The following is an 11,237-nucleotide window of genomic DNA, read 5'->3' as shown; positions in this document are numbered from 1 at the left end:
ATCCGAGCTTCAATTTCCTTTGATAAAGGCCCAGGCTTGATCTAGATAAGCCTGGGCCTTCACTTTACCTGTATGGGTCAATAGTAATTATGACAGTGAGGGCAGGTTTGCGGTCGTCTCTGTTTTCAAAGCATTTCCAGTGGTATTCAGCTGTGGGTCTAATTGTAGAATGATCTATCCTGGCGAAGTCTTGACTGCCAGAGTGACCCATAAAGACTTCAATATCTGTGGATTGGAAGTTGAAATCACTATGCACATTGATGTTGATCGGTCCTTCGCGATCTACTAAAACTTCTGTCGGATCATTTGCTAAGCGTATAAGAAGCCGTTGACGGTTCCGGGAGTTGGTAACTGCAACTGTTTTGATTGTAATGCCACGGTTTGAACCGCCTGCTTCACCGCACGGAACCGTATACGTCTGCTCTGGCAAGATGTCTAAGTTTGATTTCTCTTCTATCTGATCTGTCATGTCTATGTCCCTATATCTTTACACTGAGGCGTTACTATTTCAGGAATTTACTTGTAGATCAAATTTTGATCAGTAGGGGCGGTGGCAGTGGTGCTCTGTTGTTAAAGGTTTATGTCCGTTGTGTATCAAGAGAAGACATTAAGCCTGTGTGACAATATGACTAATAGTATAATTACAGTATGAAACTTATCTGACTGATTAAAGATTTAATATTTGTTTAATGATGTTTATTATTTGGAGGGATGCTTGGTGATTGTTTTATATGGTTTTCAGTGTTCTGAAATCAAAAAAGCTAATAGGGTGCCTTGAAATTTTTATCTGCTTTTTATATGAAAGCAATAAAAGGTGTTGTTTTATATGGGGTTAGGGTGATAAATGCTTGGTTATAATTAGTTTAAGAGAAGGTTATTATCTGATTTTACTAAAAGAGTAAGGTCATTTCTTTTTTTTGGACTATGCTTAATGCTATGGTGTTAAAAACATAGGGATTTTCCTGTGCGTAAATATTTAATAGTAGCTGTGCTGACTATTGCTTTAGTTTTTCTGTTTTCTAATTCATCTTTAGGATCCGAAAAATCTAAGATGGCATCGATAGAATTTGGCTTAGGTGGTCATGTTTGTTTGTATGATGGGAAAGCTTATTCTCATGGTGCATATCTAAAGATTAAGCATAAGGAAATGTGGTGCTTTTCAAAAGGATATGAAGGAAAGCCTGAATGGAGAAACGTAAAAACCGAAAGTTGGATAAAAGTCTCAATAGGTAAGTAGTAGGATAGTCTACTTAATTTTAAATCCTCGCTTACTAAATTTCTGTGATTTCCGGACATTGCTGATGTTAACTATTAGTTTGATGATAATCCTTGGTAACTTAATCTTCACAAAATAGACACTTCAATATTTATGGAACTGCTACAGATTTCTAGAGCAAATATCAACAATGAGAATTGCTATGGAATTTATTACGAAAGAAGAAACAATTCACTGTATTCGAGTTGGTAAAAATAGTAACTTAGGAATAGAAAATCGTACTATAGTAGCTTCATTTGATGCACGTATTAACCGTGCTGCACCTCATGTTGTAACAAAGTTATTACCAACGGAGATAGAAGAGCTTGAGTTATGGCTGAAGGATCGCAGAGACTTGCAGGCAAGATTAGAAGGGCAAGCTATAGAAAATACTATTCTTGAAGCTCTTCCTATTTTACTCAGACAAGCTATTTATGCTGTAAAGTATATAGACAAACTAGATTCGCATGTCTATTTTTCTATCGTTGAAAATTTAAAAGAATTGTCGGGGGTGCTTGAAAATTGTACACAGTATAACGCTGATTGTAGAGCAGATTTAAAACAAATGAAAAACAGCGAAGAGCAAAAAGAAAGACTGAGCATGATTAAAAAGAATATTGAAAAAAAATAATATTAAACAATAATCGTATTAAATTTTATATTATGAATGGATCTGTTAGTTGTTTTTAATTGGCTGGGTTTTATAGTTATGGTTTTTTACAAATGTATTGAGGATTTACAATTTAATTTGCTAGTGAATCATGGCGAATAGTTATTGGTTAAGACATTGAAAATGAGTCTGTTGAGAAGATGCCATTTTGATAGAAAGTACGATATAGCACCAAGAATGCCATTACCCAAAGCCTGTACCTGCAGAGAGTTTGGCTGACCATATATTTTATTATAATCAAAAAAATAAAGGCTGAAATTATCTATTGTTGACTAAATGTGCAGAAATAGTATGATTTCCCCATGATGTGCTTTCTGCGCACTGACCAAACATTCAAAACCTCGCTTCGGCGGGGTTTTTTTATGCCTGCCGTTTAGGACTCACCATGAAAACTTCAGATATCACGGTTGAAATGCTGCGTGAGGCCTGCGCACGTAAGGACTATTTGTTCTTCGAGAAAGGCAACTTCAACATGAACATCATTGGCATCCGGACCGAGGACAATGCAGCCAATACGTTCAACGACGTCATCTGCTTTGCATATAAGCAGTCCGGCCGCTGGGTGCTGTTTACTCTGGATGGAACAACTGACCCCGGTCTGTTCTGGCGATTGAATCCAATGAATGCACTGGGTACGGCGGTGCTTGTGCCGGGCCAGTACCTTGGCGCTTACACGCTGGGGCTTCATAAAGGTAAGTATCCTGCTTTCATCCAGTCCAAGGCGTTACCGGTTTACCGGGATGCTGATCAGGATGGCTTTGTCGATACCGACGGCGAGATTGATCTTGGCTGGCATGGCATCAACATTCATCCGCGTTCTGAAAGCTCCACCAGTGACGAAATTGGCAAATGGTCCGCCGGTTGCCAGGTTCCGGAGCATTACTACGAGCACATGATGTGTTACTACGCTGCTAAACATGCTGAAACGCTTTACGGCACGCGCTTTTCTTATACGCTGCTGGAAGAGAAGGATTTGTAAGTATGGGTAGCAATGAAGCACAAATCATTGCCAGCGCGTTGCAGGACTATCAGGAAGAGAATCGCCAGCAGTTATCAGAGCTGCGCAAGTCCACTACAGCAATGGCTACAGCTGTTGCTGATCTGAATACTACTATTGCCCGGGTTGAAGAGCGCCACGCTCACCAAGATGACGGCATGAAGCGTATCGGAAAGCAGCTTGATGATCATGAAAACCGGCTGAGAAAGCTGGAGGGAAGCCAAGCAGGTGCCCGAATGGCATTTCTGGGTGGATGGAAAGTGCTGGTAACTATCGGTGGTGTTATGTCACTGGTGGCAGCGATAGCTTCAGCGGCTTGGCCGATAATTTCAGGCTCATAGGTAATCCCATGTTATTTGCTTCCCGGATGGCAGGCTTTAAAGCAATGGCTGCAGCAGCTGTTGTGGTTATTATTTTGGGCGGTCTGTTGTATTTGCAGATCAAACGAAACGGAGAGCTTTCAGCAACTGTTGATCAGCAGGCTGCCACGATTAATTTGCAGACTGCCGCCCTCGATAAAGAGCGCAGAAAAAGCGCTGAAACCAATTTACAGCTCGCTGAATCTCGCAAGAAGGTTCAGCAGCTGCAGCAAAGCGAGCGGGAGCTTAGCCATGACCTTCAAGCGAGTAATGACAAAATTATTAATGCTCGCATCCCTGTTGATGTTGCTGAGCGGGTGCGGCAGTTCCGGAACAGTAATAACTGAAACTGTTCGTGACCCTGTTCCTAATACCTGGACTGTGCCGGTGCAGGCACCCAGCTTAAGCGGCACATTCGGTGAGTATATTGCCCAGTGTGAAGCCGCAATTAAGCAAAGCAATGCCGATAAGCGGCAGATCCGGGAATGGTCTGAATCAGAATAGCCCAGCGAGGTTTAGCTTATGCCGTATGAACTGGATGCACCAGAAGGGTTCTGGAAGTTAGGACCGGTAGCAAAGTCGGCCATCTGCAACGGTATGGGCGCGAAAGACAGTCGCCTATCGCGGTTTATTCCGAATTCAATGCTGTTTCTGGATGTGAAAGAGGCAGCTGATATCCATGACTACATGTATCACGTCGGCACAACCATTGAAGATAAGAAGGATGCTGACCGGTATTTTCTGATCAACCTTCTGAAGATCATCAATGATGCCGGCGGTCTGCTTGCGTTCCCGCGCCGGTGTATCGCATTAAAGTATTACGAAGCCGTCCATTATGGCGGTGAAGCTGCTTTCTATAAGGGAAAGCTGAATGTTTAAGAGCTCGTTGTGAAACGCCTCTTTGGCTCGCTGTGAAGCGTCCCGCCAGCTTGCCGTGAGGCACCTGGTAAATGGGAGGCATAGCCTCCCTTTTCTTTTTTCAGCAGGCCGCCCGGGAGGGCCGCTATTACATGAAAAAGCTTACCGTTAAAGAAGAAGGATTCTGCCAAAGTGTTCTGCTGCTAAGCGACAAGTCGGCGGCCTACCGTAAGCACTATAAGTGTGATCGGATGAAGGACAGTACTGTACATGTCAAAGCCTCAGAGCTGGCGAAGAAGCCGCATGTGGCTGCACGAATAGATGAGTTGCAGGCCGAAGTAAAAGAAACCTTTCTCGTTGATGTTTCAGATAAGAAAAAGCTGTTATGGCAGATTGCTGAGCGGTGCGCCCAAGCAGTTCCAGTGTTTGATTTGGAAGGCAATGAAACGGGCGTATATAAATTTGATGCAAAAGGCGCGGTGTCTGCGGTGTCTGAGTTGAACCGTATGGATGGCGATCACGCTGTTATAAAAATGGCCAGTTTAAATAAAAATCTTTCACCAGAGGAAGAACTGACGGATGACGAGCTTGATGCAGAAATTGCCAAGTTCTTTGACTCCGCCTCAAAAGCGTAAGCTGCTGGCCCTGCTTCGTGAAAAGCAAAACAGAGAGCGTTGCAGGCAGTTTGAGCAGCTGTTTCCGGAAGCGGGAGATTACCGCAGAGAGCTTTATCCGAAGCACCTGGAGTTCTTTAGAGCTGGCTCAATCCACCGTGAAAGACTGTTCATGGCGGGTAGCCGGGTAGGCAAAACGGTTGCTGGAGGATATGAAACAACCTGCCACCTGACCGGGCTTTATCCCGATTGGTGGGAAGGCCGGCGGTTTATGTACCCCGTTAAAGTCCTTGCTGCAGGTGATACCGGGCAATCAACCAAAGACATTATTCAGGAAAAGATGCTGGGTGGTGAATGGGGAACTGATGACTGGGGCACCGGCATGATTCCGCGCCACCTCATGAGCAAGCCAAAACCGAAGCAAGGTATATCGGGCGGCTATGAGGAAGTGAAAGTAAAACACGTTACTGGTGGCTGGTCCGTATTCAAAATGCGTTCCTATGACCAGGGGCGTCGAATCTTCCAGGGGTTTGAGCTGGATGTGTTCTGGCCAGATGAAGAAGTCCCGCAGGATGTTTATGCAGAAGGGCTTATTCGAACAATGACAACTCAGGGAATGGTGATCATGACCTTTACCCCGCTGAATGGCCTGACTCCACTGGTTTTAGATTTCATGACGAGCATGAACGATCAGGAGCTGCTTGAATGAGTCGGTATGTAGTTCAGGCCGGGTGGGATGATGTACCCCACCTAAGCGAGCAGGATAAAGCAGATATGATGAAGTCATTACCACCACACCAGAAAGATGCGCGGTCGAAAGGCGTACCATCGTTAGGTGCTGGCGCTATATATCCAATCGCTGAAGAAGAGGTGACTTGCGAGCCGTTCCAGATTCCCCGTTATTTTGCCAAAGCATATGGCATGGATGTGGGCTGGAAAAAAACTGCTGCCATCTGGGGGGCTTGGGATCGGGACAGTGACATCATCTATTGCTACTCAGAGCACTATCGTGGATATGCTGAGCCAAGCGTTCACGCCTCGGCAGTAAAGGCCCGTGGCGTTTGGATACCTGGCAATATTGATTATGCCGGTGCCAATCAGTCGGATGGTAAGCGGATCATGGAGCTTTATGAGAATGAAGATCTGAATCTTTTTCGGGCTGAAAAGGCGGTTGAAGCTGGGTTGCTGGAAGTCTATGAGCGACTTTCTACCGGCAGGCTGAAGATTTTCAGCACATTAAAAAGCACGTTTGGCGAATACCGCATTTACCGGCGAAACGATAAGGGTAAGGTGGTCAAAGAAAACGACCACTTAATGGATGCGCTCCGTTATCTGGTAATGGGTATATCCAATGCAACGACTCCGCCGGTTCAAACGCCAGGCATTACGAGTGTCGTGATTGACCCTGTTGCGGGTTACTAATCCTTCCTTTTAACCTCCAGTCGTGAGACTCGAATGAATCAAAATGCAGAACAGACAACTCAGCAGGATACCGCTGAGCGTATTGCTGAACGCTTACAGGCGGCAGGCGATAAGTTGCTTAAGCTGGTTGGCGAACAGGCTAAGGCTCGGTCACAGATCGAGCAGCGCTGGCTAAAGGATTTACGGCAGTACCACGGCAAATACACTGAGCAGGAAGAAGCGGCGTTTAAGGATGCGGAGACTTCTCAGCTGTATGTGAATATCACCCGCAATAAAACCAATGCGGCTGAGGCGCGGCTGCAGGATATGCTTTTTCCCACCGATGACCGGAACTGGGGAATCAAGCCTACACCTGTTCCAGAAATGGAAAAGAAGGCTGTTGCTGCAGGTGTTGAGGCTGCGAATGATGAAACTGCCAAGATGGTCCGGGAAGCCAAAGCTGCTTCTGATCGGATGCAAACCAAGATCGATGATCAGTTAACCGAGGCGCGGTATCAGATTAAATCCCGTGACATTATTCATGATGCAGCGCTGCTGGGTATCGGCATTGTTAAAGGCCCGGTCATTGTGGGCCGGGCTAAGAAAAAATGGACGACCAGCCCGAATGGCGAATCTGAACTGGAAATTACAGAGACTTTTGAGCCAGGGGCTGCACGAGTTGATCCGTGGAACTTCTATCCGGATATGTCAGCGCGAACCATTGAAGAAGCTGAATTTACTTTCGAACACCATAGTTGGACTAAAAAAGAATTACGCAAATTCGCTGCATTACCTGGTGTTATTAAGTCAGAGGTGAAAAATCTGCTGGCTATCCAGAATCGTGAAAACGGTGTGGTGGAAGACCATCTTGATGATATCCGTGCGATTACCGGCGTGGATGTTGTTAGCAGCTCCAACCGGTATGAGGTTTGGGAATATCACGGGCCGATCAAAAAGTCTGATTTGCAGGATGCTTACGATCTGTCCGGCTCTGACTATGAAGAAGATGAGTTTGAAGATCTGGACGATGAAGTCGATGCGGTTGTTTTCTTCTCTGATAAGCACATCCTGAAGGTCGTATTAAACCCGATGGATACCGAAGAGTCGCCTTACTCGGTGTTTAACTGGGAAAAGGATGAGTCTTCAATCTTTGGCTTTGGTGTTCCGTATCTGATGCGCAATGCTCAGAAGGTTATCAACGCCGCTTGGCGAATGATGATGGATAATGCCGGTGCCAGTGTGTCGGATATCATTGTTGTCAATCAGGATATTGTCACGCCGGCTGATGGGAAGTGGACGCAAACGACTGGTAAGCGGAAGCTGTATTTCCTTAAGGATAAAACCAGGACTGTTCAAGAAGCATTTCATGCTTTCTCAATGCCTAACCATCAAGGTGAGCTGGCAAACATTCTAACCATGGCTCGGCAGTTGGCAGATGAAGAAACAAACCTGCCGCTGATTGCCCAGGGCGAGCAGTCTTCCCATGTAACCAAAACCAGCAGCGGCATGGCGATGCTGATGAACAGTGCAAATATTGTGTTGCGTCGGGCAGTTAAAAACTGGGATGACGATATCACTCGCCCAATGATCAGCCGTTTTTACGACTGGAATATGCAGTTCTCCCGGGACACAACCATTAAGGGTGATTTCTCAGTTGATGCTCGTGGCTCAAGCGCGTTGCTTGTCCGTGAGAAGCAACAGCAGAACCTGATGATCTACGCCAACATGTCTGCGTCGAACCCTGAGCTGGCTATTCGTCGCGACTGGGAAGGTATGGACAAAGAGATTGCTAAATCTCTGGAGGTGCCTCACGACAAACTGACGCTGACTGAAGACCAGATCAAAGAGAAGCGTGATCAGGCGGCACAGCAGGGTAATCCTGAAATGGAAATCAGGATGGCAGAAATTCAGATGAAGCAGCAGCAAATGGACTTTGACCAGCGTCTGAAAATTCAGGAGTTGGAGCTTCAGATTCAATTCGATTATGAGAAGTTGCAGCAAGAGCGGGAGCTGAAGCTTGCTGATATAGCCTCCCGGGAAAATATCACCATTGCTCAGTTGCAGGCCCGGACGGGGATTGAGGAAAAGCGGGAGAAAAACAAGCGTGATATTGCTGCTTCGATTGCTATGAGCCGGCAGGCAGAGACACAGCTGAAAGCTCAGAATCTTGCTGAAGGACACGACACGTATGGCTGATATCGATCCGAATTCTGAAACGTGGAAAACTGTAAGAGAATTCTTGGATGAACAGCGCAGCGAAGCCGTAGAGATGTTGATTGCCGGAGATAAGTGCAAGAAGCAGCGGGGCAAGATTGAGCTGATAGATAAGATTTACGGCTTGGAAGATAAGTGCGATATAGCTATCAAGCCGACAACATATTGTTAATTACCCAACCAACGACATAAGCCGCCTGTGAAGGCCGCTGGAGAATGTTATGCCAGACCCAAATGAATCACTGGAAACAACCACTGTTGAGGTGCAGGAAGCTTCTGACGCCGAATTCGATGCGGCGTTTGATGAGTTTGCCGGTGATGGATCCACCGGAGATCTGTCGGATACTGAAACTAATGATGAATTATTGCCGGATGATCAGGCGAGTGGTGCCGCTGAACAGAATCGCGATGATAAAGGGCGGTTTGCTTCTGCTGATAATGATCAGAATACAGACGGCGCTGATGGCAACAAGGATGATGGCCAGTCTGCTGAAACGGATGGTGCTGCTGAGCCTGAGAAAGGAACCGAGTATTGGCAGGCAGAGGCTCAGAAGTGGGAGCATCGGTTTAATTCAGATGCCGGTCGTCAGCGAGCGCTTCAGCAAAAGATTGCTGAACAGAATACGGTCATTGAGCAGCTGCAGCAGAAAGGCCCTGTTGCAGAATCTTCCACTACCGGTGAAGAAGCAACCGGTATGTCTGGGGAAGAGTGGGCGCTTTTCAAGGAAGAGTTTCCGGAAATGGCAGCCGGTGTTGAGAAACAATTCAATACTATGGCGCAGCAGATTCAGGGTATGCAGCAGCAGTTTGCGTCTCAGTTGAAGCCGATGCAGGAGCAGCATGCTGAACAGCAGCGACTCGCTGAACAGCAATATGCTGATGCTCAGTTTACTGTGCTTGAGAATAAGCACCCAGATTTTAAAGCTGTTGTTAATTCAGCAGAGTTTGATAGTTGGTTGAAACAGCAGCCGAGTGCTGTACAGCAGCTTATGGCCAGCGATGACGCCGCAGATGCCGCGTATTTGCTTGATGGTTATAAAGCTACCCTGGAGCCTACGGCGCTTTCAGCCAAACGTGAACGTCAGTTACGTGACGCTCAAACGGTATCGGGCCGTTCAACCCGAAAAACCCCGGCAGCAGCTGATGATTATGATGCTGCCTTTGATGAGTTTGCTGCACAACAGTAGCCGCGGTAGCCGCTATTTTATTGTGAACTCATTACTTCCATCTCCCCTCATTTAAGCAATCGCTAACGGTTAAGCCGCCTCTGTAAAGACGCGGTTTTTTTGTGTGGCTTGTTTATCGCCGGGATTGGAGTTTTTCAATTTATATTTTATTCGTTAGGAGTAACTAACATGACTACTACTTATGGCGGCCTGTCCCAGCGGACAGTTGCTTCCGCGGCTACCAACCACCTGAAACACGCTGAGCCGATTATCGTTCTTGGTCGTTACGGTATGTCTAAGCCAATTCCAAAAAACACTGCAGAGAAGCAGAAGTTTCGTCGCCCGGTGCCTCTGCCGTTAGCAAAAACTCCGTTAACTGAAGGCTCCCCGCCAACGTCTAAAGCAATGCAGTATGAAGATGTTGAAGTCACCTTGAGCCAGTACGGTGATGTGGTAGAAATTACCGATAAGGTTCAGGATCTGGCAGAAGACCCTGTACTGAAAGATGCAACACAGTTGACCGGCGAGCAGTCTGCAGAAACGATTGAATCGCTGATGTGGGGCATTTTGCGTGCGGGCACAAACGTATTCTACGGAAATGGCGCCGTTCGGAACGGTGTTAATTCAAAAATTTCCGTAAGCAAGCAGCGCAAAATTACTCGTTTGCTGAAACGTGAGCGAGCGAAGAAAGTTACCACCATGGTTGGTCCTTCTGTGCACTATAGCACCCAGCCAGTAGATGCTGCTTTCATTGGCTTGGCGCATACCGATTGCGAAGCTGATATTCGTGATATGGCTGGCTTTGTGCCGGTTGAAAAATATGGCCAGATGAAGGCGATGCCTTTCGAGATCGGTAAGGTTGAAGATGTCCGTTATGTGCTGACGCCTGTCATGGAGCCGTTTGAAGATGCCGGCGGCGATAAAGGCACAATGATGTCCACATCCGGCACCAAAGCAGATGTCTATCCGGTAATTTATATCGGTAAGGATGCCTATGGTCACGTTTGCCCGAAAGGTAAAAACGGCGTTGAGATGAAAATTCGCCAGCCTGGTGAAATTGATTCCAATGACAAGCTGGGCCAGGTCGGCTGGGTAGGCTGGAAGACCTGGTGGAAAGGCTTCATCGCAAATGAAATGTGGATGGCGCGACTGGAAGTTGCGGTATCCAGTCTGGACTAATCATTAACCATTTTAAAACCAGATAAGGGGGGGGCGTTTGCCTCCCTTTTTTTTAGCCGCCCGTGAGGGCCGCAGGAGAAAGCTCATGGAACTGCATCAAATTAAAAGCTTGTCCGGTGAAGAACTGAAGAATCAGGCGAAAACACTGGACATCAACGTCACCGGCAATATGAAAGATGAAACCATCCAGAAAAAAATCATTGAGAAGCTGGGGCTGACCGATGATTCCGAAGGTGGCGTGGGAAAAGCGGGCAACAATGAATCTGGAAAGTCTGCTGATTCTGGTAAAGAACGCATGGTAACCGTGCGTATTCAGGGTGATAAAGACAACAAACAGCCTGTCCCCGTCGCGGTGAATGGTCGTGTTCTGCGTATTAAGCGGAATGAAGATGTGCAAATTCCTGAGTCCTTCCTGGAAGTTCTGAAGAATGCCAAGCAGTTACAGTATGAAGAAAATTCTAAAGGTGAGCTGGAATCATCTGAAGTCTTTTCTTATCAGTTTTCTGTGCTGGGCTAAGGCGGTC

The 11,237-nt window shown here is 46.5% G+C and carries 16 protein-coding genes; 15 read left to right on the top strand and 1 reads right to left on the bottom strand.

The window, feature by feature from the left end:
* Positions 1-64: 64 nt before the first annotated feature.
* Complete coding sequence (locus tag PCI15_RS13610) at positions 65-469, bottom strand: hypothetical protein (protein ID WP_271270503.1); 405 nt, start codon at positions 467-469, stop codon at positions 65-67.
* 495 nt (positions 470-964) lie between these two features.
* Here PCI15_RS13610 and PCI15_RS13605 point away from each other — a divergent pair, with 495 nt between their 5' ends.
* From PCI15_RS13605 to PCI15_RS13540, 15 genes are all read left to right on the top strand, one after another.
* Entirely contained in the window at positions 965-1,237 is a 273-nt protein-coding gene (locus PCI15_RS13605; RefSeq protein ID WP_271270502.1) for a DUF1496 domain-containing protein, read from the top strand.
* Positions 1,238-1,418: 181 nt separating this feature from the next.
* The gene (locus tag PCI15_RS13600) at positions 1,419-1,886 is read left to right on the top strand and encodes a hypothetical protein (RefSeq protein ID WP_271270501.1); all 468 of its coding nucleotides are present in this window, start codon (positions 1,419-1,421) and stop codon (positions 1,884-1,886) included.
* A 424-nt stretch (positions 1,887-2,310) separates the two neighbouring features.
* Positions 2,311-2,904 carry a hypothetical protein gene (locus tag PCI15_RS13595; protein WP_271270500.1) on the top strand — a complete coding sequence of 198 codons (594 nt, stop codon included), beginning with the start codon at positions 2,311-2,313 and terminating at the stop codon, positions 2,902-2,904.
* Between the two features lie 2 nt (positions 2,905-2,906).
* Entirely contained in the window at positions 2,907-3,263 is a 357-nt protein-coding gene (locus PCI15_RS13590; RefSeq protein ID WP_271270499.1) for a hypothetical protein, read from the top strand.
* 44 nt (positions 3,264-3,307) lie between these two features.
* The gene (locus PCI15_RS13585; RefSeq protein WP_271270498.1) at positions 3,308-3,628 is read left to right on the top strand and encodes a hypothetical protein; all 321 of its coding nucleotides are present in this window, start codon (positions 3,308-3,310) and stop codon (positions 3,626-3,628) included.
* Positions 3,534-3,785, top strand: coding sequence for an Rz1-like lysis system protein LysC (gene lysC, locus PCI15_RS23795; RefSeq protein WP_446680444.1), 252 nt, complete (start codon positions 3,534-3,536; stop codon positions 3,783-3,785). The genes PCI15_RS13585 and lysC overlap by 95 nt, the downstream gene beginning before the upstream one ends.
* A gap of 18 nt (positions 3,786-3,803) precedes the next feature.
* Positions 3,804-4,160, top strand: coding sequence for a hypothetical protein (locus tag PCI15_RS13580; RefSeq protein ID WP_271270497.1), 357 nt, complete (start codon positions 3,804-3,806; stop codon positions 4,158-4,160).
* 71 nt (positions 4,161-4,231) lie between these two features.
* Entirely contained in the window at positions 4,232-4,774 is a 543-nt protein-coding gene (locus PCI15_RS13575; RefSeq protein ID WP_271270496.1) for a terminase small subunit, read from the top strand.
* Positions 4,719-5,462, top strand: a complete 744-nt coding sequence (locus tag PCI15_RS13570) for a terminase large subunit domain-containing protein (RefSeq protein ID WP_271270495.1) — start codon at positions 4,719-4,721, stop codon at positions 5,460-5,462. The genes PCI15_RS13575 and PCI15_RS13570 overlap by 56 nt, the downstream gene beginning before the upstream one ends.
* Positions 5,459-6,175, top strand: a complete 717-nt coding sequence (locus PCI15_RS13565; RefSeq protein WP_271270494.1) for a phage terminase large subunit family protein — start codon at positions 5,459-5,461, stop codon at positions 6,173-6,175. The genes PCI15_RS13570 and PCI15_RS13565 overlap by 4 nt, the downstream gene beginning before the upstream one ends.
* Positions 6,176-6,208: 33 nt before the next feature.
* Positions 6,209-8,350: a hypothetical protein gene (locus PCI15_RS13560; protein ID WP_271270493.1), complete on the top strand. Its 2,142-nt coding sequence runs from the start codon at positions 6,209-6,211 to the stop codon at positions 8,348-8,350.
* Entirely contained in the window at positions 8,343-8,540 is a 198-nt protein-coding gene (locus tag PCI15_RS13555) for a hypothetical protein (protein WP_271270492.1), read from the top strand. Before PCI15_RS13560 ends, PCI15_RS13555 begins: the two co-directional genes overlap by 8 nt.
* 49 nt (positions 8,541-8,589) lie before the next feature.
* Entirely contained in the window at positions 8,590-9,555 is a 966-nt protein-coding gene (locus PCI15_RS13550; RefSeq protein ID WP_271270491.1) for a hypothetical protein, read from the top strand.
* Between the two features lie 168 nt (positions 9,556-9,723).
* Entirely contained in the window at positions 9,724-10,713 is a 990-nt protein-coding gene (locus PCI15_RS13545) for a N4-gp56 family major capsid protein (RefSeq protein ID WP_271270490.1), read from the top strand.
* An 85-nt stretch (positions 10,714-10,798) separates the two neighbouring features.
* Positions 10,799-11,230, top strand: a complete 432-nt coding sequence (locus tag PCI15_RS13540) for a hypothetical protein (RefSeq protein WP_271270489.1) — start codon at positions 10,799-10,801, stop codon at positions 11,228-11,230.
* Positions 11,231-11,237 lie beyond the last annotated feature (7 nt).

Source organism: Aliamphritea hakodatensis, from assembly GCF_024347195.1.
GTDB classification, from domain to species: Bacteria; Pseudomonadota; Gammaproteobacteria; order Pseudomonadales; family Balneatricaceae; genus Amphritea; species Amphritea hakodatensis.
This window is presented reverse-complemented; position numbering and strand designations above follow the sequence as displayed.